18 protein-coding genes and 1 pseudogene are annotated in these 24,202 nt (G+C 43.7%); 11 read left to right on the forward strand and 8 right to left on the reverse strand.

Annotated features, from left to right (window positions below; all coding sequences use genetic code 11):
• Nucleotides 1-91: 91 nt before the first annotated feature.
• Nucleotides 92-676: a phospholipase D-like domain-containing protein gene (locus DYH63_RS14695; protein ID WP_116789512.1), complete on the forward strand. Its 585-nt coding sequence runs from the start codon at nucleotides 92-94 to the stop codon at nucleotides 674-676.
• A gap of 81 nt (nucleotides 677-757) precedes the next feature.
• Here DYH63_RS14695 and DYH63_RS14700 read toward each other — a convergent pair whose 3' ends face one another.
• From DYH63_RS14700 to DYH63_RS14710, 3 genes are all read right to left on the reverse strand, one after another.
• Nucleotides 758-1,717 (reverse strand): restriction endonuclease PLD domain-containing protein, encoded by a 960-nt coding sequence (locus DYH63_RS14700; protein WP_116789513.1) that lies wholly within the window; start codon nucleotides 1,715-1,717, stop codon nucleotides 758-760.
• 123 nt (nucleotides 1,718-1,840) lie between these two features.
• Nucleotides 1,841-3,535, reverse strand: a complete 1,695-nt coding sequence (locus tag DYH63_RS14705; RefSeq protein WP_116789514.1) for an ATP-dependent nuclease — start codon at nucleotides 3,533-3,535, stop codon at nucleotides 1,841-1,843.
• A 152-nt stretch (nucleotides 3,536-3,687) separates the two neighbouring features.
• Complete coding sequence (locus tag DYH63_RS14710; RefSeq protein ID WP_116789515.1) at nucleotides 3,688-3,984, reverse strand: helix-turn-helix transcriptional regulator; 297 nt, start codon at nucleotides 3,982-3,984, stop codon at nucleotides 3,688-3,690.
• Between the two features lie 623 nt (nucleotides 3,985-4,607).
• Between DYH63_RS14710 and DYH63_RS14715 the strand changes: the two genes are divergently transcribed.
• From DYH63_RS14715 to DYH63_RS14725, 3 genes are read left to right on the forward strand one after another with little or no spacing between them, the layout of a single operon-like run.
• On the forward strand, nucleotides 4,608-7,631 hold the full coding sequence (locus tag DYH63_RS14715; protein WP_116789516.1) for a SusC/RagA family TonB-linked outer membrane protein: 3,024 nt from the start codon (nucleotides 4,608-4,610) through the stop codon (nucleotides 7,629-7,631).
• A gap of 11 nt (nucleotides 7,632-7,642) precedes the next feature.
• Nucleotides 7,643-9,040: a RagB/SusD family nutrient uptake outer membrane protein gene (locus DYH63_RS14720; protein WP_116789517.1), complete on the forward strand. Its 1,398-nt coding sequence runs from the start codon at nucleotides 7,643-7,645 to the stop codon at nucleotides 9,038-9,040.
• Nucleotides 9,041-9,074: 34 nt separating this feature from the next.
• Nucleotides 9,075-11,645 carry an alpha/beta hydrolase family protein gene (locus DYH63_RS14725; protein ID WP_162927047.1) on the forward strand — a complete coding sequence of 857 codons (2,571 nt, stop codon included), beginning with the start codon at nucleotides 9,075-9,077 and terminating at the stop codon, nucleotides 11,643-11,645.
• A 44-nt stretch (nucleotides 11,646-11,689) separates the two neighbouring features.
• On the opposite strand, the gene DYH63_RS14730 is transcribed toward DYH63_RS14725, so the two are convergent.
• The 4 genes from DYH63_RS14730 to DYH63_RS14745 form a co-directional block, all read right to left on the reverse strand.
• Nucleotides 11,690-11,977: a DUF6520 family protein gene (locus tag DYH63_RS14730; protein ID WP_116789519.1), complete on the reverse strand. Its 288-nt coding sequence runs from the start codon at nucleotides 11,975-11,977 to the stop codon at nucleotides 11,690-11,692.
• A 75-nt stretch (nucleotides 11,978-12,052) separates the two neighbouring features.
• Nucleotides 12,053-13,558 (reverse strand): MauE/DoxX family redox-associated membrane protein, encoded by a 1,506-nt coding sequence (locus DYH63_RS14735; RefSeq protein ID WP_116789520.1) that lies wholly within the window; start codon nucleotides 13,556-13,558, stop codon nucleotides 12,053-12,055.
• Between the two features lie 79 nt (nucleotides 13,559-13,637).
• Nucleotides 13,638-14,552, reverse strand: coding sequence for a helix-turn-helix transcriptional regulator (locus DYH63_RS14740; RefSeq protein ID WP_116789521.1), 915 nt, complete (start codon nucleotides 14,550-14,552; stop codon nucleotides 13,638-13,640).
• Between the two features lie 199 nt (nucleotides 14,553-14,751).
• On the reverse strand, nucleotides 14,752-15,036 hold the full coding sequence (locus DYH63_RS14745; protein ID WP_116789522.1) for a hypothetical protein: 285 nt from the start codon (nucleotides 15,034-15,036) through the stop codon (nucleotides 14,752-14,754).
• A 450-nt stretch (nucleotides 15,037-15,486) separates the two neighbouring features.
• Between DYH63_RS14745 and DYH63_RS14750 the strand changes: the two genes are divergently transcribed.
• The 7 genes and pseudogenes from DYH63_RS14750 (at nucleotide 15,487) to DYH63_RS14775 (ending at nucleotide 22,642) form a co-directional block, all read left to right on the forward strand.
• Entirely contained in the window at nucleotides 15,487-15,879 is a 393-nt protein-coding gene (locus DYH63_RS14750; protein WP_116789523.1) for a plasmid mobilization protein, read from the forward strand.
• A 146-nt stretch (nucleotides 15,880-16,025) separates the two neighbouring features.
• A complete protein-coding gene (locus tag DYH63_RS14755; protein WP_240409117.1) occupies nucleotides 16,026-17,141 on the forward strand; it encodes a relaxase/mobilization nuclease domain-containing protein in 1,116 nt (371 codons plus the stop codon).
• A 29-nt stretch (nucleotides 17,142-17,170) separates the two neighbouring features.
• On the forward strand, nucleotides 17,171-19,153 hold the full coding sequence (mobC, locus tag DYH63_RS14760; RefSeq protein ID WP_116790855.1) for a conjugal transfer protein MobC: 1,983 nt from the start codon (nucleotides 17,171-17,173) through the stop codon (nucleotides 19,151-19,153).
• A gap of 62 nt (nucleotides 19,154-19,215) precedes the next feature.
• Complete coding sequence (locus DYH63_RS14765; RefSeq protein ID WP_116789525.1) at nucleotides 19,216-20,274, forward strand: deaminase; 1,059 nt, start codon at nucleotides 19,216-19,218, stop codon at nucleotides 20,272-20,274.
• Between the two features lie 56 nt (nucleotides 20,275-20,330).
• Nucleotides 20,331-20,402: pseudogene (locus DYH63_RS21800) on the forward strand (hypothetical protein); the annotation flags it as partial.
• Entirely contained in the window at nucleotides 20,403-20,717 is a 315-nt protein-coding gene (locus tag DYH63_RS14770) for an ArsR/SmtB family transcription factor (protein ID WP_162927048.1), read from the forward strand.
• A 554-nt stretch (nucleotides 20,718-21,271) separates the two neighbouring features.
• Nucleotides 21,272-22,642 carry a hypothetical protein gene (locus tag DYH63_RS14775; protein ID WP_116789527.1) on the forward strand — a complete coding sequence of 457 codons (1,371 nt, stop codon included), beginning with the start codon at nucleotides 21,272-21,274 and terminating at the stop codon, nucleotides 22,640-22,642.
• Nucleotides 22,643-22,763: 121 nt separating this feature from the next.
• Here the strand turns inward: DYH63_RS14775 and DYH63_RS14780 are convergent, their stop codons facing one another.
• Complete coding sequence (locus tag DYH63_RS14780; RefSeq protein WP_116789528.1) at nucleotides 22,764-23,867, reverse strand: ISAs1 family transposase; 1,104 nt, start codon at nucleotides 23,865-23,867, stop codon at nucleotides 22,764-22,766.
• Between the last annotated feature and the right edge of the window lie 335 nt (nucleotides 23,868-24,202).

Consider the following 24,202-nt stretch of genomic DNA (forward strand, 5'->3'; position numbering starts at 1 on the left):
GGAAATTATTTAGGTTTAATGATTTACAATATTGGCATCCTATCGCTGTTTTTAAAGAAAAATAGTACTTTTATAATAAGACATGATATTGATGCAATACACAATTACACCATATACCGCGGGAATCGAAAAAGTAATCTTTGACCAGATCGATGCCGCCAGAGAATCTGTCTATATAGCCGTGGCATGGTTTACCAACAGCCGTATAAAAGACAAACTAATAGAGGTAAAGCCGCAAAGGCCTGCGTTGCGTATTGAAATACTAGTCTACGATAATCAAGTCATGCTGTTTAACGAAAGAATAAAATTCAAAATTGATTTGGGGAACCAGGAATTCACTTACCCTATTAAAAAAATCAACTTCAGGAATGGACAATTGTCAGAGACGAAAATTATTTTTTATTTTTATCGCGATCAGCCCTATCTATATGATTTTATTACCGATGACCTCAATGAAAACAATAAACTCGTACTTGAACAATTCATCGTAAAGCTACGAAAGATCGTAACGGGTAAAGATTTGGAAACTCTCATAATAAGTAGACCCGAAATCATTATTGAAGACTATATATGGATAAGCAATTTCCTTCCTTTTATTACAGACAAATTTGTTGAATCTTTCTTTGCTGACCTGCCTATTCTCGAACCGACAAACCTATTTCACTGGCCTCAGTAATCTGGCGCTCGGCTAACTGTAGCTGTGCCAAGAGATAGGTTCCGAACTCCCTTGTCAGGCGTATTTTATCTGCTCCCTGCATTAAGCTGCCGAACGTATTTTACCGCTTGGAGTGATGTCGAAAAGTTTTTTATTGAGCACATTTAGGCGCTGTTGGGATATAGTTAGGTTTGCAGCTGCCCAGTTACCGCCATAAACAGGTGTAAGATTTTCCGCAAAGACAAAATAGGGCCATCGATCATCTGGCAACTTAGTATTATCACTTTCAGACGACACACGATAAGCTGCTAAAAGGTTAAGGTGACCGACTGCATAGCAAATTAAGATGTCATTTTTTTTGACTCCTGCCGGATTTCGTGCAAAATGCATTTTATCTTCTGTCCGGTCATAATTCCAGTCGGTAGGTATCGGGTTGCTTGACACGCCAATAGGCTTCAGCCAAAATGTTGCACTTTCTGATACCCCAATCGGCTGTCGCTTTAGTTTTAAAAGAGATTCAAGATTTAATTCGATGCCACAGTATGGCTGGTCAGGCATGGGATTCTCCTTTATCTTGAGTAGGCATTCATCAATAAAACTCTCACCTACAGGTTCGTGCAGCACTTTATTTGATATGCCTTCCTTAATTTTAAGTATATCGTCTTTGTTAGACAGCGCGTTTCCCCATTCATTATTCTTCATTAGCCCAAGCCTCGTAAAATTAGCAGATGTGACAATCGCCTTGAGGCTACCGTCGGTATAATCTGCAATATAGATTTTGCCGTGTAGTGAATTTTCTATTAAGATAGTAATTGTAACACCTGAATGACGGAGCTTATCATACAAACTCTTTAAATACCGGACTTTTGAGTATTGAAACCTGTCGTAACCCATCATAGTTGTAACAAAAGTTATATGCTTAAGATTTCTGAAAGTCTCAAATGGCATCAGGTCGGAAAATTGTGTTATAAAAGGGCTGATAACTGTAACTTCTACGGCGTCCTTGAATAACTCTACAATATGAAAATGATGATTTTTCGAAGTCAGGTTATTTACGATCATAATAATTTGTTTACTCTATTAAAATATTGACAATTAGGATTAATATTTTTACCGCTTGAATTCATTCGGTTTATGCTTGCTTATTCGACCATTTGAAATCAATTTTTACTAAAAAATTTAAATTTACAATTTCAGAATCTTGTCTTTTACAAAAGACCTCGCTATTTCCATATCTCGAGAATTTAAGATACCTTGTTGTAAAACTTCATTAACCCATTTGGGACCATGCCCTCCAACATTTTTATTAAAAGCTTCAATTTCACCTATTTCCAGTATTAAAATACCAAGCTTCTCAAGTTGAGACTGTACGCGATTAAATGCTGATGTAATTTCACCTGCCGGGAGATAAAATCTGCCAGAGGATTTTGCCTGTTTCCACGCAGACGGCTGTTTTATTAAACTTTGCAATTCTTTAATTGTATCTTGCGGAACATCCCTTTCCGTCATTTTAGATAAAATAGTTTCCAATTTCTTCTTGAACTCCTCGGTCTTTAAGCTGACTATTTTTTCATCAATCCCTTTCTTAACTTTCTTTACATCTTCTTTAATTTCATCAAAATTACCTCCCAATTCTTCATACATCTTGCGTAATGGATTTTCATTCTGGTAGAGATCAAAATCTCCAATTATAGTGAGAGGAACATTTAATGCTTTTAAAGCCTTAATAATTACCGGAAATCTCTCTTTACCGCCAGCTGGTACAAATAATATATCAGGAGATGACAATTTATAATCATCCGTAATAGCACCAGTTAAAGCACTATAGAAACGGCAATCTGAATCACTTTCTACTAGAACAACTCTTTTGTGAAATAATCCATCAAGTATATTAGAATGTCGAAGCAAAGTGTCGTTCCAGACCTTCACTATTTCTGAATTTTCTAAGACATGAATATCATTTGTATTTCCCATACGTTGTATACGAACAATTATTAAGCGTTCAGAGGCACTGTCCAAAAGCCCTTTAAGAAAATGTTCGCTATGGGTCGCCGCTAATAGTTGTTTACGAGAATTCGTGGTCTGTGCTATCATCTGACCGAGAAGAAAACTCTGTGGAGGATGTAAAAATGCTTCAGGCTCATCAACAAGGTTAATAGAAAAATTCTCGATAAAAAGACTCAGAAATACTCCCGCGAAACTTTTCATTCCATCCCCTTGCTCGTGAAGAAACGGTAATTTTCGCAATTCCATCTGATATTGCTTAGAAACTCTGTCATTTTCTGTAGAACTAGTTGGTGGAGTACCGACATGAAGTGGTACAGAAGCACCATAGCCATGATTAACAATGATATCTTCTCCAAAAGCGGCTCTGAAAAATTGTGAAAAAGTTCTTTCTTTTTCTTGATCTTGTTTTAAGTCATGTATAGGATGAGTTTTTAGTTCAGTCATAATATCAATATTGCCCGCAGGTGCTACAAGGTTTAATCTACCAATTGTGTCATGCTTTTTTAGAAAAAAATTAGCAACAGCTGGTGCTCCAACCTTATTATTTCCGCCAATTAAGCTTGACCAATAACTCTTTAAAGTCGTTGCATCCATCCCTGAATTATAATCATGATAATACTTATAACCACCATCTTTTAGTCTATGCTCAATTCTTTTAAGAAAATCCTCTGCACTTCCCTCTGCTTTGATTACAATATTTTCGATGATCTTGGAGGACTGGTTGCTACCATTGGAAGTTTTTTCAATTTCTTTAAGAGCTAAACTTTTTCCACTATTATTGGGCCCGACAAAAAGAACTACCGAATCTTTCTTTAACTGAATTGTAAGACCTGTTTTGAATATAATTTGACTTATAAAAATGTTTGCTGTCATGACAAATGTTAATTAGATAGTAAGTAAAAAATAACCAAAATGAGATAAATGGTGATTTCACTAAAGATTAAGATACTAAATTATCAAATTAAAAGGAAGTGCAAATACAAAAGCTAACTTCTTTAAATTTCAGAGGAAGCAATTTATTAAAATTAAATTTTAAGATCGCCCTCTTGCAGTGAATCAAAGATTTTAGCAAAATCAGAGAGTTTGAATCCCATAGCTTCTATAATTGATACCAAAGTAGAACTTGCTGGAGTTGTTTTAGCATTAAATATGTTGGAAACAGTCGCTTTTCTGATATCAGCAATGTTAGCAATCTTGTTGTAACTGCTAACATCATCATCGTGTTTACCGTCTACCTTTTCAATTTTCTTCTTTTTTTCTAAAAGATATTGAAGGGTTACGGCAATTTTAATCTTGATATGTTCTTCAAGTTGCTTTTCCACGACTGCAAGTAACTATTTTAGAAATAATTAATCGGTACGCTTTGGCGTACCGATTAATTATTATATATTTGAAAATCCACTTAAATAAGTAGGAGAAAAAGTTTATTTTTGCGAAACTTCTTATAATATATATGAAGCGTTCGCTTGGAGTCTCGTTTCCGAAAACTGCTAATTTAAAGACACGCGAGATGACTAAGTGTAAATGCTCACGCCATACGGCGTGGGCTCACTTATTCGTGTGTTGGTTCTTAGCAGTACCGCGGAAACGAATATGTTGAGTTTAAACCCACGCCTCCTTTTTAGGAACTACACTCGCTGATTCTAAGCAAACCGTTTCTTGGTTTCGCAATTCATTTGATTTTTTGCCATAATGGTCCTAAGATAGTCCTGCGCCCAATCCGTCTGAATTCACATTGGGTTAGTAACCTTGGAGGGAAAGGTGCAGGATGTTTTAAATTAAACCGATTGTTGAATAAATACCTGAATTGCGTATGGGGAAGGAAAATCTACAGACTTACTATACTATTTAACAAGAAAAGCCTTCTGATTTCTACTTGGCGGTCGATCACAGAAGGCCGTATGCGACTAACAAAACAATTGTTTTATTAACCTTTACCAATATTATGAAAATTTACATATTGGGCAAAGGCAGGGAGTGTATTTTTTATTTTTTAATAATCTTTCTCCCCGCTACAGTAAATGCCCATATAACAACACATCCTCTTTTGTTTGCAGTAGTGCAACAGGAAACCCAAGGCATCATCACCGACGCCACAGGGCCGCTACCGGGTGTATCGGTCTCCATTAAAGGGACAACCACCACAGCCCTCACCAATACAGAAGGCCGTTTTGCAATCCATGCCGCCCCCGGCGATGTGCTTCTGGTGCAGCTTTTGGGATATGGCCGGATCGAAATAACGATAACCGGGTACGACCTAGGCACCATTGTGCTGGAACCGGAGGCCACAAGCCTTGAGGAAGTTGTTGTAAATGCCGGGTATTACAGCGTCTCCCAAAAACAAAGTACCGGCAGCATATCCCGTGTTACAGCCAAAGAGATAGAAAAGCAGCCTGTAACAAATGTCCTGGGCGCCCTGCAGGGGCGTATGGCCGGGGTAGATATCGTGCAGAATACCGGGGTGGCCGGTGGGGGGTTTAACATACAAATACGCGGGGTAAACAGCCTGCGCCCGGAAGGCAATGCCCCACTCTACATTATTGACGGGGTACCATACGCCTCCCAAAGCATGGGTGATAGCAATACCTCAAATATCATCCAGGGCTCGCTTAGCCCCCTTAACAGTATAAACCCTTCGGACATTGCCAGCATAGAAGTGCTCAAAGATGCCGATGCCACGGCCATCTATGGCTCACGGGGGGCCAACGGCGTTGTCCTGATCACTACCAAAAAAGGACACGCCGGCAAGACCGAATTCAACCTTGGGGTCAGCAGCGGTTTTGCAGGCGTTTCGCACTTCATTGACATGATGGACACATCGCAATACCTCGCCATGCGCGCCGCAGCATTCGCCAACGATGGGGTCACCCCCTATCCGGCTGCCGCCTACGACATCAACGGCATCTGGGATCAGGAGCGCTACACCGACTGGCAAAAAGAGCTCATTGGTGGCACGGCCACCTATAACGACCTCACAGCCTCAGCCTCCGGTGGAAGCGGGCAAACACAGTTCCTTGCCTCGGCCTCCTACCATAATGAAACAACCGTTTTTCCCGGCGATTTTAAATACCGGAAAGGCAATTTCAGGGCTTCGGTGAACCATACCTCGCAGGACCAGAAGTTCACCCTTGGCTTTAGCGCGGGATACACAGCGCAGCAAAACAACCAGCCCGGTACCGACTTTACAAGGACTTCCCTGCTTTTGGCACCCAATGCCCCGGCATTGTACAATCCTGACGGGACCCTTAACTGGGAGGGCAGTACCTGGACCAATCCATTGAGCAACCTCGAAAGTAAATATATCGCTACTACGCAGGACCTCATATCCAACATGACCCTGAGTTATAATATCGTGCAGGGGCTTTCCCTAAAAACCAGTTTTGGCTTCAGCGACACGCGCACGAGGGAAACCAAAACACTGCCCTCTACTATGTACGACCCGGCGTGGGAGGCTACTAGTGAGTTTTCTACATTATACCTTAACAATGCACGCAGGAGTTCATGGATTATAGAACCGCAACTCAACTGGACGCAATCCCTTGGCTCGGGAACCTTAAACGTGCTTTTGGGAAGTACTTCCCAAAAGCAGGCCGACAGTCAACTCGTACACATGGCGGAAGGTTTTACATCCAACGCCTTGATCTATAACCTCTCGGCGGCAACATTGCTTTTTGCCTTGCGCGATACTGAGACGGTATACAAGTACAACGCAGGATTCGCACGGGTGAATTATAACTGGAAAGAGAAGTACTTTATCAACCTTACCGGGCGCAGGGATGCCTCAAGCCGTTTCGGACCAGAAAGGCGTACTGCAAATTTTGGCGCTATCGGTGCGGCATGGATCTTCAGCCAGGAGGCACTGCTAATGGATAATGTGCATTTCCTAAGTTTTGGGAAATTGCGCGCAAGCTACGGAAGCAGTGGTAACGACCAGATTGGGGACTACCAGTATCTGAATACCTACGGGATTGGCAGCAGCAACTACTCCGGTGTTGTCGGGCTGAACCCTACAAGGTTATACAATCCGGATTTTGGCTGGGAAAAAAACACAAAATTTGAAGCCGCCTTGGAGCTGGGTTTCTTAAATCACCGGATTTTTGCTACCGCAAGCTGGTTTCGCAACCGCTCATCCAGCCAACTGGTGGGCATACCGCTTCCCGCCACAACAGGCTTTAGCGCCCTGCAGGCCAATCTGGATGCAACCGTAGAGAACAGCGGTCTTGAGCTCACCCTCCGCGCCGTTAATATCGACACCGCTTCCCTGCGATGGGTCAGCAGCATAAACCTCACTGCGGCAAACAATAAGCTTATTGAGTTCTCTGGCCTTGAGGCATCTACTTACGCCAGTCAATACGTCATTGGGCAACCCCTTAATATTGTCCGGTTATACAAATACACAGGTATAGATCCCACTACAGGGTTGTATACCGTTGAAGATGTAAACGGTGACGGGGCTATTACACCGACCGAGGACCGGCAAACCATCCGCAACCTGAATCCCCGTTTTTTCGGTGGGCTGCAAAACCAGCTTACCTATCACAACTGGCAGTTGGATTTTCTTTTACAGTTTGTAAAAAAGGACGCGTATAAGGCTGAAACCCAGTTAGGTGCACCCGGTAGCTTTTCCAACCAACCTGCCGCCATGGCCAGAAGTTGGCAATCGCCCGGCGATACCGCCCCGTACCAGCTTTTCACTGCAGGATACAGTGGCCCGGCTGCTACGGCCTACAGTAATTACATGATCAGCGACGGGGCCATTACCGATGCCTCGTTTATACGCCTTAAGAATATTTCAGTTTCCTACAAGATACCCGAAAAATGGCTCAGCGGTCTGCAATGCACCGCGACCCTTAGGGCCCAAAACCTCTTAACAATTACCCCATACAAAGGTGCCGATCCCGAATTTGCCATTATAGGTTATTTACCGCCACTGCGCACCATAACCGGCGGGCTTCAATTTACTTTTTAAACATTCAAACCATGAAAAAGATTAAGATACGAAACTACCTGAGCCGCACAGCATTGCTTTTAGCGTTATGCCCGATACACACCGGTTGTGAAAGTTTTACCGAAGTAGACCTCCCGTCCAACCAGCTCACCGCAACAGTCGTTTTCCAGGACCGTGCGACAGCGAATGCCGCCCTTGCAGCTGTGTATGCGAAAATTCGGGATACGGGCTTCCTACGCGGGGGCACTAACGGTATCGGCAGCAGAATGGGGTGCTATACGGACGAGCTCGACTTTTACGCGGGAGCCACCGACAACACCAGCACCTTCTACACCAACAGCATACTGCCGACAAACTCTGACATTACCGGTTGGTGGGCTGATGCCTACCAGATCATCTACAGTGTAAATGCTATAATCGAAGGTACAGATGCCTCCCAGGCACTTTCACAGCAGGACAAGCAGGTATTAAGCGCAGAGGCGCTTTTTATACGGGCCTTATTACATTTTTACCTGGTAAACCTATATGGTGAGATTCCATATATCACCACCACAGACTATCGCATCAACATGCAGGCCACCCGTATGCACCAGCAGGAAATATATGAACGCCTGGAGGCAGACCTTATCGAATCCGTGCAAAATTTACCGGAAATATACACAAACCCGGAAAAGACACGCGCAAACAAGGCCGTGGCCCGGGCATTACTCGCCCGGGTCTACCTCTTTAGCCAAAATTGGGAGGCAGCAGCCGATACGGCATCGCTTGTAATAGCAGACCCTTCCGCTTTCTCAATCCCGGATGACCTCGATACAGCGTTCCTTAAAGAAAGTACCGGTACGATATGGCAGCTCACACCTGCCGGTGAGGGGCAGAATACAGAAGACGGTGCACATTACATTTTTACAACAACCCCTCCCCCAACCGTAGCCCTTACCCCTGGATTGGTTGCAGCTTTCGAGCCAGGCGATCTGCGAAAGCAACATTGGATCGCAGAAATGGGGGAAACGGGTAACCTTTGGTACTATGCCAGCAAATACAAACAGCGCGGGCTCACATCCGTTTCCCTGGAATACCAGATCGTTTTACGTCTTTCAGAACAGTACCTGATTCGGGCAGAGGCGAACCTGATGTTGGGTAACATCTCCCAGGCAAGGCAGGACCTTGACGTTATACGGCAAAAAGCAGGGCTTGCCCCTACAGCGGCGCAGTCGCAGGGACAGCTCCTTGCTGCGATACAGCAGGAACGCAGGGTTGAGCTCTTTACCGAATACGGCCACCGCTTTTTTGATTTGAAACGTTACGGAATAATTGACACGGCGCTAACCGGGGTAAAGCCGGGATGGGATACTACCGATGCCTTACTACCACTGCCGCAAAACGAATTACTACTCAACACGCACTTAGCACCACAGAATCCGGGATATTAAAATGAAAAAGTTCATAACAAGGCCCTTGCAGGGCATGATTTTTAGTTGTGTAATGCTATTGGGCATAGGCACAGTACCTGCTCAGGAGAAACCATGTCTGACCCAGGATGATTATTCCCTCTGGGGGACGACCCAACTTTACGGCGCATCGGACGATGCCCGATGGGCTGCGTACCACACGCGCTTTGAAAACGGGAAGGATACCCTCACCCTACAGCAGACCCAAACCGGTAAGAGGTACCATTATCCGCAAGGGGCATCCGTGCTTTTTGCCGCTGGCGGGCTTGCCCTTGTGCGTGATGCGCTGGCAACGTTATACCTGAAGCACCTGGATAGCGGTTCCCAGCAAGCCTTCAAAAATGTAAAATCATATGGGCTAAACGCGGATTCTTCCCACCTTTTTATGCTGCAAAACGATACCTTGTCGGTTATACGGTTAACTACCAACATCAAAAGGGTAATACCGGGCGTAACGGCATACACCTATAATACTACGGCCGATGCTCTGGCATATACGGTAGGTCTCTCTAATCAAAACCAGGTAGGAGTGTTACATCTCTCGCCAAAGGGGTCTACTAACCCCATAATTGCTGCCGAAAGCACCGGGCATGTATTTGCCAACCTGGTGTGGTCCAAACGTGGTGGGGAGATCGCATTTGAACGACATCCACTCAATGTGAGAGGTAGCGGAACTAAAGGTACAATAGGTTTTTACCACCTCAAAGGCAAAGCATTTTTTGAATTTGATGCGGCACGGCATCCGGATTTTCCAAAGGATAAAATAATCTCATGCACATTTCTAAAGCCGTTATCGATTTCCGATGACGGCTCGAAAGTGTTCTTTGGCATCGTAGCCGATACAATTGAAGAGGGTAACCCAATCGTTGATATCTGGAATACAGCGGATAAATTCATACATCCGGCGAAAGAAGAAATCCGGAACTGGGATGCTGTAGCAAAAGTAGCCGTGTGGTGGCCCGCGACCGGCCGGTTTTATACCCCGGTCCACAACGATCCTGCAACTATACTGACCGGTGACCAAAAGGCTGTGTTGAGCTTTGACCCGGGGCAATACGAACCCCAAAATAATTTCAGGGGGCCCGTGGATATTACACTCACATTTCTGGAAACGGGAGAGCAGAAAAAAATCTTGGAGAAATGGGCCTACAGTCCTCCTTATTTGCAGGTGTCGCCCATGGGCAGATGTATATTGTATCAGAAAGGAAACCATTGGTGGGTATACGATATTACCAAAGACACGCACCGCAACCTGACGTTAGCTGTAGCGGATTCCGGACCAGGCTCGGGTCACCAGCGCGCAGGTACACCTGCGTTAGGGTTCGCGGGCTGGAGCAGTGACGATACGGCTGTCTTTGTATACAGTCCTCTCAACATTTGGAAGCTGGACACAGATGGCAGCAGCGCCATCCGTTTAACAAAAAGTAACGGGGCCTCCATCTTCAGGTTTGCCTCAAAACCCGAGGGAAAGGTTAACATGGATGGTTATGCACCTCAGGTTATTGATACCGGTGGGCCCATAGCGGTCAAAGAATACGCACACGCCTATACCTCATTCTACACATGGCAACAGAAGAAAGGGCTCACGAAGATAGTAACCGAAGCCGGAGAAATCGCGAATGTAATTCCGTGCAAAACAAATAAAAGCTGGATGTATGTTTTTCACAATTATCAGGTAGCCCCAACAGTGCGGTTAACGGGTAAACATACCCCAAAAACCGTTTATAGCAGTAATACCCAACAGGAGCATTTCGCGTGGGGCCGTGCAGAACTAATTGGTTATGAAGATTCTTCAGGAAACAAACTAAAGGGTATCCTTTATTATCCTGCAGGTTACAACCCGAGCCGGAAATATCCGATGGTCGTCCACATTTATGAAACACAATCCCATGGCTTTTTTGATTATATCAATCCATCGCTTTACAACCACACTGGTTTTAACATAACAAACCTCGTGGCGCAAGGGTATTTTGTATTGCTACCGGACATTACCTATCAAATAGGAGATCCGGGATATAGCGCCTTAGATTGTACACGAGCAGCAGTCCAAAAAACATTTGAAACTGTGCCTGTTGAGCCCAACAGGGTTGGGCTTGTAGGCCACTCGTGGGGAGGTTACCAAACCAACTATATTATTTCAAAAACCGTGATGTTTAAAACCGCTGTGGCAGGGGCTGCCATCACAGACCTCAGGTCGAATTACTTCACGGTGGCATGGAATAATTATATACCTAATTATTATCAATCCGAGTCGGATCAGGTACGCCTAGGAACTGGGTATTATGATAATCCTGAATTGTATATAAAGAATTCGCCCCTCTCCAGTGCGGACAAAATTACCACGCCTTTACTTTCCTGGGCGGGAAAGCAGGACAAGCAGGTGGATGTCAACCAGACTATCCAGCTTCATATGGCGCTAAGGCGGCTGGGGAAGAGAAACATTATGCTATTGTACCCACACGAGCGGCATGTGCTGATGCAAAAAGAGCATCAGGAAGACCTCACGTGGCGCACCGAATCCTGGCTCGCCCATTATCTTAAAGGGGAAGCCGAGCCTTCATGGTGTAAAGCAGATAAACTTAAATAATGGCAAAGCAGCTCCTATAGGGAAGCTGCTTTGTTTTTAATCCTTTAAGGGATTTTATGCAGCTCAACGGTGCATCGGCCGGCGGCCGTCTTGCCCCAAAGTTGTTGCCCAAAATAAGGGCCACTTGCGCTAACCGTACAGATTGGTCCTGCTTCCACCATACAATCGGTCTGGTTGTTACAGACAGTGCCCAGGTCATTACCTTTCACAAAACCGGGCTGAACGGTAATAAAGGCTTTCGGGCTTTCTGCTTTATGTTGTGTTGCATACGCCCCGATGGTAGCGATAGCCATAGCAGCAATCGGAACCAGATTTTTAATAGATAATTTCATAATATAACGATTTAAATTATGGCTTACTCTCTTAGCAGGTTTTCAGCCTTCCCCCTGATACCGCGCAGTATGTCTTCATTTCTTTTTAATTAATTGCTGTTGGGTTTCATGAATGCCCTTTGGCAAAAGGTATTTTACGATATGGGTTCCTATAAAACCGTAAAATACTCCTTGGTGTATGTGAAAACCAGTAAGCTTTTTACCATCAATATCATAGATGTAAAAGCTTTGTAAGTAGGCGCCATTGCGAAGGTCATACACATCGATGACACTCGCCTGACGCCACATTTCTCCAGGCTCAAAACGACCCCTTACGTCAGAATTTACAAAGAGGTGGTTGCCCGAGAGTGTACAGGATTTGTTTACCACAGCCGGGGGTAATGCGAATTTCCGCTCATTTCGGCTCTTTACATAGGTTAACTTTATGTTGGCAATCTTAAAGGTATCAATTGTAGTAAAGCGCCTGGGCGAAGTAAGCTCGGGACCGGTTAAAATTATGCCATTCCTATATCTGTAGACATAGGCAAACGTGCCGGAAGCAGGGTCAAAAGCAAAGGTGCCATCGACATCGAAATTACCATCTACCTGTTTCTCAAGTAAATTTGTAAATAACGCCTCTCTGCCGGCGTCTCCCAGCAATACCTTTCCTATGGCACCCTGGCCGTCCGCCTCATTAATGGTTTTGGTTACAAGGCTAAGCGAATCAATAAATTCGAAATATGAAAAAGGGCGCTTCCCACGCCAACGCAACGCAAGGGTTGGGTTACCAAGCTTACCCCTGTATACAGCCGGAACACTCCCGTCGACAGCGTAAAATGTGGAGTCACGGAATTTGAGGTGCAATGCCTGTAAAGGCAACGAGTAATCATCCAGTTTGAGTAAGAAACGTTTCGTCGGTTTTAGATTATAGTTCAGCTGTGTCACTAACAAAGGGTTCGTGTTATTTCCAAGATAAATAAAGGAACTGTCAGCGCCTACCCAGTAATACGAATTAAACGACAAATCAGTGTCGGAAACCTTCCGCGCATCATAAGGGAAGCGTCTCACAAAGTTGTTATGATAATGACTGAGGTTTTCTGAGTACAGATACAGCGCAACGATAAAAGACACCGATAATGCACTTAACAAAATTAGTTTTGTAACAAGAAGTACTTTTTTGGCCTCGGGCAGCTCCGCAAACACAATCCCGATAATTGCCACTGCTACATAGCAGAGATTAAAAATTATATGTTGCTGCCAGCTTAACTTCTCCAGGATACCGCCACAAGAACACGGAACAAAAGCAGCGTACTTCAGGACAATGTAGATATAGGCCGAGAACATCACCATAAGCGATAACGAAGCGTAAAGACCAAATCTTCTAAATTTAGGTATCAATAGTACAACTGCAAGCAGCAACTCGGCCAACGGCACCACGTAAGAAATCACACCTGCAAAACTGCCAAGTATTGGTGACTGCCCAAGTTGGACTTGGAAATTTTCGAAGTCCAATAACTTGCTCACAGCCGCATATACAAATAGGACAATGTAAAAGATGGATGTAGTAAATACTATGGACCTGTTATTATATTGAAGGTTCATGGTTAAGTTTTTTGCTAATTTCCTTCTTTAATAAACTCAACCTATTGCAATTCAGGAATTAAAAAAGTAAATACGGGAATTATTTACCGGTTTCCCGTATTATAGCAGGGTTGCTGCCAAACTGTTTTCGAAATGCCCTTGCAAAGGTGGAATAATCATCAAAGCCACTTTGGCGCGCAACCTCTAAAAGTGCCAGGTCGCTTCCGATAACAAGCACATAGGCGCGCTTTAGGCGTTCCTGAATATAGCATTGGTAAATACTGGTACCCATCCGTTTTTTGAAATCCCTTTTGAGCTCGAATTCATTAGTCCCAAATTGCCGGGCCAATGCCTGTGTCGTAGGGAAAGGGCCATCGCGGTGGGCCAGGATCAAATCGTAGACCTTTTGCACTGTATCATGCTGCTTTGGGCGGTCTTTTTCTTTTAACTTGTTGCTAAATAGATGTAAGGGCTTAAGGCCGAAGAGGTTTACCGCAAACCGCTGCTTACCGTAATGTACCGGGGTTAAAAAACAATCCGCCTGCAAGGCTACCCCCCTATTACTTTTAAACCTTAACACTAAAAGCTCGCCCGGAGAATCCGTTTTCTCATCCAGCACCGATACTGCCTTATTAAACTCCTGCTGCGAGGTTTTGTCCAGCAGAGCGACAAAATCATTCCTGTAAAGGGACACTTCCGAGCATCCGAGAAATAATGCTGCTCCACTGGTAAGGCCACGGATTAAAAAATCCCCATCAAGAAGGAAAAGGCCGTTTTGGACAAAGCCATACTTCTTATGGGGATTTACAAAGGCCTTATGAAGCACAAGGCTACGCAGCTCCTCGCCAAGTAGTGCCGCTAATAGGCTTTCGGATTCCGGGCGGGCAAACTGATCGCCTTCAATGGCTGACGCACCGCCTGCCGTAACTGCCAACCGTGCATTCCACTGCCCGAGTGCCAACTCAATAAGAAACCGTAGCAGGGTATTTCCTGATGTTATATTTTCCGCTTCCATACTGCTTCTATTTGCGCAGTACGCTAACAGCAGGCTTTCAAAAGGCAGAAGCGACTTGTGGCAATTCCACTTAATTCAAACCTGTTTTTTAAGCCATAGGCTGTCTTTACGTGCTGCATCGATTACAATCCGCAAGGGTAACAATAAGGTGGTTCGAAGAAAGTGTAATTCAGGAGTAATTAAGGGTAATTCGGGATTTTTAACCCGACTGGTTTACATTGATGAATTTGGCATTAAACTCAACCAGCGACGATTTCTCCAGGAACGCCCCGCCAAGTTCTTTAAGCCCCCTGAATAAATCCCCATCAATGTGTTTGAGTAGTTCCGAGGCCTTGGATAAATCCGGCAGGCTTAAAATGTGGTTGAGTACCAGGAGTTGTTTCCTGGGGATTTTCATGTCAATTCGAACCGCATCTTCCATTCCCGGTGCGCTTAAAAGTGTATCGTACACACGCGCTCTTTCTTCTGCATTCATAACGATCATGTTTTAGTTAATATCTTCATTACAAAGTTACTAAACCTTTACCAAACGATCCCCGATGAAATTCAGCGGGGATTGGAAATCCGAAAGCCTCCGCCGTAACTTTGTTATTGTTGTCACGAATTCTTGGGGATTGTAAGAAATGAACAAAGTACCACTAGGCATTGCCGACGGGATTTAAATGCACTACCTGCTACTGTTTCGAATGCGTTGTTTTTAAAGGGCGATGGAGGTTTCTGAGGATACCTTCTTTGAGGTTTTTACTGCACGTATGTTGCCTGAAACCGGAACGGCGCTCAGGAGGGCTTTTTTTGGGATTGCAGTTTTTTTTCGCAATCGGCAAGATGTCCGGTTGTGATACAACCGTGAATCTTGCTGCCCTTTACTCGGAACTCGTGGGCAGTGGACTAAATGATGTAGATAATGATGTTTACGAAATGAAAAAGATATATTATGAAAGAGAAAAACACCATCACGCGAAGCCGCTGGATACACCTGCGCCTGCGACCTGAAGAACACGAGAAACTAATGCAAAAATACCACTCTACTACGTGCCGGAAAGTAAGTGAATTTGTAAGAAATTGCCTTTTTGAAAAACCGATAACAATACTACAGCGCAATGCTTCTTTAGATACCGGGCTACAGGAACTGACGGCGTTGCGTGAGGAACTTAGGGCAATTGGCCAAAACCTCAACCAGGTCACACACAAGGTCAATGCCAACCCACTGCTCGCCACAGATTCTAATTGGCAGGCGTCCTTCACTGTGCAGCGGCAGTCGTTGGATTTCAAGATTGAGGAATTGCTTACCAGTCTGAATACACTCGCCCAGACATGGTTGCTGTAATTAAGACTGGCGTTTCGCTTTCCCGTATTCTTCGCTATAATGAAGACAAATTGAGTAGCGGTGCCGCAAGGTTATTAGGTGAAAAAAATTGCCCGTTCCAGGGAGGTGCAGTGGGGCTGATGACCAAACTTAACTTCATGGAACGCATGGCCGCCCTCAATAGCCGCGTGACACGCAAAAGTGTACACATTTCACTAAATTTTGCGCAAAACGAGGAAAAGCTTTCAGACATAAAGTTATTGGAAATTGCCGCAGAATACATGGAACGGATCGGCTTTGGCAACCAGCCTTGGCTTGCCTATCGCCATTTAGACGCGGGCCATCCGCATCTGCACTTGGTATCACTGAAAGTACGCCCTGACGGCAGCCGAATCGACATGCAGAATATTGGGCGCAACCAATCCGAAACCGCGCGCAAAGCAATCGAAAACACCTATGGCCTCACTCCCGCTGAAAATCAAGGTCAATTGCATTCGTACAGGCCAGATCCTGTCAGTGCTGGCAGGCTTCATTATGGGCAGCGGCCTACCAAGCAGGCCATTGGTAATGTACTTCAGTTTGTCTTGCAGAAATACCGATTTACCTCCCTTGCAGAACTAAATGCAGTTCTTGGGTTATATAATGTAAAGGCCGACCGTGGTAAAGCCACCTCCCGAACGTACGTTTCCGGTGGCTTAATGTACCGTGCGCTAGGCCCTTCAGGCGAGCCTTTGGGTGTACCGCAGAAAGCCAGTACATTTCATTTCGCGCCTACGCTGGGTAAACTAGAACAATTGTTTAAAAATTCAGAGGCTCACGCTATGAAAGGACAGATGCATACAAGGGCTGCTGTTGACGCAGTGTACCTTCGGGACCGGCCCAAAAACCTTTCCGCTTTAATGGAACTGCTAAGGCCTGCCGGAATTGACCTTGTACTTCGGGTAGCAACCACCGGCCAGGTGTACGGCGTTACATTCGTAGACCATACGAACTACTGCATTTTCAATGGGAGCACCCTGGGCAGAAAATACAGCGCTAAAAGCCTTTCAGACCGATGCAACGAAAACCTGCGGGACTCTGCCCTGGGGCAGCAACCCTCGGCCGCGATAGGCACGAAGCATCCCGCTGGCGGGGAGGCCTCGTTGCAGACACACTCATCGCATAGTAGGCCTAGTGAAGGTACTACTCCAAACATCGTAAACCAGTTACTAAATCCTGAAAGCATTCAAGAGTACACATCAGGGGAATTTAAAAAGCAGAAGAAAAGGAAAAAAAGGCGTTAAAAATGCCCGAAACAAAAAATATTTATACAATGGGAACAGGAGAAAACGAACAGGCACTGCGTAAGATCGCAGACCTTTCAAGGATTATAAGCATCACATTTTTACTCTTGCATTTTTATCATGGATGTTATGTGTTTTTTCACCAAATGGGTTGGTATGCTGGGATTACCAATAGCATACTGAACCACATTAGCCAAACGGGACTGTTTAAACATTATAGCACTGCAAAAATAGCTGCATTACTATTCCTTGTGATCTCACTACTGGGTACCAAAGGCAGGAAAGATGAAAAGATGGACTACAAGCGTCCCTTGAAGTATATAGCCATCGGCCTACCTTGCTTCTTTGGAAGTGTGTTAATGAACTATGTAATTGCTACACCAAATGCGCTTGCTATTACCTACATGGCATTAACCATTTTCGGCTATATCTTTATCCTCACAGGTTCGGTATGGCTAAGCCGCATCCTTAAGGACCGACTTGACGACGGCGATGTGTTCAACAGCGATAATGAAACATTCCCACAGGAAGAGCGCCTTTTGGAAAATGAATATTCCATCAACCTACCGGCTATCTATAAGCTGCAAAAGAAAAAAAAGAAGTCCTGGATCAACATTATTAATCCCTTCCGTGGATTAATAGTTTTGGGCACACCCGGTGCAGGTAAAAGCTACTTTGTCATACGACATGTAATTACCCAGCACCTCCGCAAGGGCTTTACCATGTTCGTATACGATTTCAAGTTTGATGACCTTTCGCGCATTGCCTACAATGCATGGCTACAAAACCGGCACCACTATCCTAAGGAATGCAGCTTTTATCTCATCAATTTTGATGATCTTGCCCGCTCACACCGATGTAACCCTTTAGAGCCTTCAGGAATGACCGACATAACAGATGCGGCAGAATCAGCCCGGACAATCTTACTGGGGCTCAACCGTGAATGGATAAAAAAACAAGGGGACTTTTTTGTGGAATCACCAATTAACTTCGTTACTGCAATTATCTGGTACCTGAAGAAATACAATGGTGGCGAGTTCTGCACTTTACCGCATGTCATTGAATTGATGCAGGCAGAATATAACGATCTCTTTACCCTGCTACGCAGTGACAAAGAAATTGAAGTGCTCATCAACCCTTTTATCAACGCGTACGTGAATAATGCTATGGAGCAGCTGGAGGGACAAATTGCTTCTGCTAAAATTGCAATGGCGCGGTTATCGTCTCCACAGCTTTATTATGTGCTTTCCGGCAACGATTTTACCCTTGACATCAACAATCCCGAGGCCCCTAAGGTGGTGTGCATGGGTAACAACCCGCAGAAAATACAAATATACGGTGCCGTACTATCCCTTTATGTGTCGCGTTTGGTAAAACAGGTCAACAAAAAAGGCCAGCTTAAAAGCAGCCTGATATTTGATGAATTCCCAACACTGTATCTTAATAACATGGACAGCCTTATAGCCACAGCGCGTTCCAATAAGGTTGCCACATGCTTGGGCATTCAGGACTTTAGCCAGCTAAGGAAAGATTATGGGAGGGAACAGGCCGATGTAATCGTAAACATAACAGGAAATATTATATCAGGACAGGTTAACGGGGATTCGGCAAAGCAGCTCTCGGAACGCTTCGGGAAAATTATGCAAAAACGGCAGAGTCTTTCTATTAATAGTAATGATGTTTCGGTTAGTAACTCCCGCCAGCTTGATAGTGCCATACCGCCGTCAAAGATCGCCAAGCTGAGCTCCGGTGAATTTGTGGGTATCGTTGCAGACGAACCGGATCGCCCAATTGACCTCAAAGGATTTCATGCCGAAATACAAAACGATCACGAAGCCCTTAAGAAAGAGGAACAATCCTATCGTGATATTGAGCCGGTCAGGAAGATTACAGTAGAACAGGTACAACAAAGTTACCTGCAGGTGAAGCAGGATATCCGCGAGGTGATCGACAGCGAAATACACAGGTTAATGAATAATCCGAGTTTAAGCTGGATGATCGTGAAAAAGTAAATTGATGGATGATTTTTAAAATGATATTAATTTATATTTGTGATACTTATAGATAAACCAACATGGCAAAAAAACAGTCTTCAGAAAGTACCCCTCAGGAATATATGGAATTAGCGATTGCTGTAATGAATAAATCTATACAGGAGCCAAGGTCTGATAAAGTTAGCCCAAAAGTTGGCGCGGTACTGATCAAAACCGATGGTATGGTTGAAACAGCATCACGCGGTGAACTCCGCCATGGCGACCACGCAGAATTTACGCTTCTTGAGCGAAAGAACCGGAGCACCAATCTTGATGGGGCAATACTATATGCAACACTTGAACCTTGTGCTCCGGGAGCGCGTAAACATCCAAAGTTATGCTGTGCAGAACGGATTGTGAATGCAAGAATTAAAAAAGTCTATGTAGGTATTGAAGATCCGGACCCTACGGTGGATAGAAAAGGCATAAAATATCTTCAGGATCACGGTGTCGAAGTGGAAATGTTTGATCTGGCTTTTCAAGAGCAAATTAGGCAGGAAAACAAACAGTTTATAACTGAAGCCGAAGAACGGGCCAAAAAAGTTAAGGAGCCCTATCAGCCAGTACTCCTTTCAGAAAAAGAAAGGGCTGAAGTTAATGCCGATCTTGATGACCTAAATGAAAATGAAATCAACAATTTTATCAACCAGGCAAGGATTGATGTCCAATATGGCACTCCCTCCTTCTTCAAAGTATTTCAGCAATTAGGATTGGTAGATCAGCATGACGGTACCTATATCCCGACAGGTTTGGGCATATTGCTTTTTGGAAAGCATCCGCAGCTACTTTATCAAAATGCCACAATACGTGCTACCTATAAAACTACGGGAGGAAAAGAGCAAATAGAGAATTTCAATGGCCCTCTTGTGAGCCAGACAAGCCAGGCTATGGAGTGGTTTGAAAGGGTAATCGGCCATCAGGTAAATCGCAATAATGCCCAAAGGCAAATGGTTCTTGATTATCCTGGAATTGTTATCCGTGAAGCATTAAGTAATGCTGTAGTGCATCGGGATTACGATTTGGCAGGTGCACCGATTTTTTTTGAAATTAGCGATGATGCTATTACAATTAAAAGCCCCGGAGAACCAGTACCCCTCTAAAATTAGATCAGATTCAGGACTTTACAGCCCCATCATTAAGCCGAAATCCTAAGATCATGTATATCTTTGACCAACTCGGATTAGTGGAACAACGTGGCTTGGGTTTTCGCTCCATAAAAGAATTACCCTTGCGGCATAACCTTCCTTTACCGGTTGTTACCTACAATGCACCGTACATGGTCATGACGTTCCCAAGGAATACGGAGGCACTGCGTAAAGCCATCCCCAACCGTGGCCTTGATGAACTAACTGCTTCGGAATTAAAGGGTTTTGAATGGCTCCGAACACAGGATGAAATTTCAGCCAGCCAATACGCAGAGCACATGGGTTACAGCCAGCGTACCGCCAATAGGCACTTGAGTTCCTTTATAGAAAGAGGCCTTGTGACGACTAATGGCGATAGCAATAACTCTAAGAACCTTAAATATATCGCTGTTATATAAGTAATTTATTTTCCGCAAACAAGATGCATTTGCGACACGATCTTGAGAAAGATGATGCAGATTTGTGCTAATGCTGTAAGTGCCGATAATCTGCGACATGATAACACACAAAATGATTAAGATTTTTGAATTTCAGGCAATTATAATTCAGTAGATTATTATAGAAATAAAACAACACCAACAAACGAACTGCGACATGTACCAGGACATAAAAGCGCAGGTAGAGTACCAATAGCATGTCCTGATAACCATCCGCGACATGGTGCTGCATAAGATTATACTATACTTTAAATTCCAGATACCATCAATTTACCTGATAGTAAATCCGATAGAGGTAACATATCAATAAAAAAAGGAACTGCGACATGAACTGGGAAATGATGTCGCAGATATATTAAAAATAGTAATTACAGATAATAATCCGCGACATGATGGCGCACAAGTTGGCGCAGATGCATAAAAACCTATAGTAGCAATATTACCGACAGAGAGCTGGAAAAAGATGTAAAATTAATATCCGGCAGTAAAATATAAACATTAATAAGTAACTGTAAATGGAACCGGCACCAAAACGAAACAAAGGGTCACAAATAGACGATGCTGAATTTGACGGGCTTATCAAAGTTTTGGAAGACACTTTTTCCCTTACCTGGTTAAAGCAAAACAACGGCAACCCTGTGCAAAATCTCTGGCAGAGGACAGACAACCTTGCCAGCAATGAATTAATCACTCTGGCTACGGCGATACAGAATTTAAATCAAATTGATGCAAATTGGGTGAAGGGACAGGTTAAGCATGTTAAGGGTAAAGACGCCAATAATTACCGCGGGGCACTCTTTGAGTTGAATTGCCTTAACATCCTCCACAGTGAATTACATCCTGTAAAACCGGCAGTGCGGAATCAGGCAGGTTACGATGGGATACTGCAGGGAAGCCATGAAAACTATCGTGTGTCTATCAAAAACTATGGTAAGTCAACTTTTCAGAAGCAGTTTCAAACCCAGGCCAAGACCATGGAAAGCATGATGAAAATCCTGCTGAAAAAATACAATTACCCACCGTCGCACATCATTTTAGATTTCCCTGACGAATATCCCGAAAAAAAGCACTGGAAATTATTAGAAGATAATATGGATCGTATATTCAAAAGCCAAAGGACCTCGAAAGAACCTTTCTCGGCATTTGTTGAAGCCATAGACCCGGCACTTCCACAAGGCCCTGGGAATATCCGTACCTTATTCCTGATATTTATCTACCCAATAAAACATCCGGCTCAACCATTTCATCCACATTATACCAGCTATACGGTAATGATATCTGGGGCATATCATGCCAATGAAGAAAAAAACCTTTTCAGCAAGCTTGAGGATGCCTGTATCAATCTCACCAGACACGCTGTAACGGAGGATGCCCAAACTCGGAACAGCCTTTTTCTAAGGCTGCCCGAAACGGTTTCCCTTGCCAAGTGCACCGAGTGGCTTGATAATTATTTTGCAACGTACCCTACAAAACCAATCAGCATGGTTATACTTTATCAACCTGTAGTGGCTACCGACCTCGCTAATAACTCTTCGGACATCACCCATTGCGTAAGTTTTTACCATCGCAATACATACCAGCCCCAAAGCAGGTTTACATTCCAGATACCTATCGGTAAGGTTAGTAACAAGTCGACCGACCTTATATATGTTGCTAATTACCCGGATGGAAAATCGGAAACGGTCGCGTTGACAAACCGGTATGTATACCAGCACGGAGAACATTTCGTTCAGATGACACAAAAACCGGACGGCAGCCTGGCTGCGGATATCAGTTATCCGGCGGATGGGGTTACAACGAATGTCATCGTACAGCTTCCCGGACAAAAAAAAGCCGCAATTATGAAGGGGAAATTTCCGCCATCCAATGAGTTATTGATTTTGTAATTGAAATCAATTCGAAAACCAACTAATAGTAATTGCAATATAAAAACTGATTATTCAGATCCTGCCAGCGATGCAAAAGCGAAAGGCAGCTCCAGCCCCAAGCCCGCCCAGGGCAAACGCATCATTCTTTGATTAGTTTTTCGAGATAATTGTTATCCCATCCTGCTTTAAGGCGTTTTCCTTTTAAACCTACTTTGGCTGTTTTTTCATTTTTCAGTAAGTTAAGGGCTATTTTGGTTAATATTGATAAGTTTTGCGCGGCATTGTCTTGCCTCTTTCTACTTTGATCTTCCATAAACGCTACATCCAGGCTCCAATGCAACTTGTTTTCAATGTTCCAGTGTGAGCGAATAATATATTGAAATTCTATTGCCGCCACAGCCAGGCTTGAAATGTAATACCGGATGGCTTTTTCTATAGGTTTATCACTGTTTTTAAATTCACGTGTGCTTTCTATTTTGATTATCGATTTTAGTTTAGCCCAATGTGTTTGGTCTTCAATGTGTTGAAAATCATTTATGACACTGCATTTTCGGGTTTCTATACGACCATGCCCCAAATCTGTATCTTCAATAACTTCCATTGCCTTTGAAAATCTAAACTCATCTTCAATATTTTCAAACAGTTTTTCTTTATTCTTTTTTACAGCCAGGACATAATCGGCTTCTTTTTCTATAATCATTTCAGCAATAGTCTTTTGGCAGCCCATCGCATCAATGGTAACAATACTGTTTTGTAAACTTAAAGCTTCCAGTAACTCTGGGATGGCTGTAATTTCATTACTCTTTTCATTAACCTTTACCTGGCCCAATACTAAATTGTTATGGCTGGCCCATGCACTTACCATATGAATGGGCGATTTTTTGCCTTGGACTTTCGCACCGCGTATGGTTTTACCATCAATGTTTACAATTTCCTTTACATCGGTAACTTTTATTAGTTCGCTAACCCACTCGGTGAAACAACGTTCAAAACAATTGCTGTCAATAGCACTGATTACCCTGTTAAAAGTATCATGAGAGGGAATCCCATTCTTCAGGTTCAGGAATTTAGAGAGCCAATCAGACTTTGCCTCGCAATATTCTTCGATATTATTCCAGGTATCCGCCCCACAAATCACCGCAATAATTGCCATAACAAGGATGTCATTCAAGTCATGAAGTTTGCTTAAATCACGCCTATTGTCTTCTATCTGCTTAAAAATACTGAATAACTTGTTTGTCATAAAAAAATCGTATATCACATTGAAAATCAATATAATATACGAAAAAATAAAATCACAAACAAATATATGTCAAGCTTTTACATGTATTAAAGTGCGATATAAATGATGCGTTTGCCCTGCAAGCCCGCCAGAAATGCTAATAAATCCCAACCCTTTTTCCAGCGATCATCAAAAAGGTAACTAACCGTATCTTAAAAATCTGGGGCTAAATGATGATTGATTTATTTGCATACAGGTGGTTTTGTAAGACAAGTAAGTTTACGTTCTTAGGTTCGTTATACATGTCGTATGCATTTTTCTATCGGAGGATTGTAGGAGAAGAAAGCCCGGAAAGT

The organism is Flavobacterium psychrotrophum (assembly GCF_003403075.1).
Lineage (GTDB): Bacteria > Bacteroidota > Bacteroidia > Flavobacteriales > Flavobacteriaceae > Flavobacterium > Flavobacterium psychrotrophum.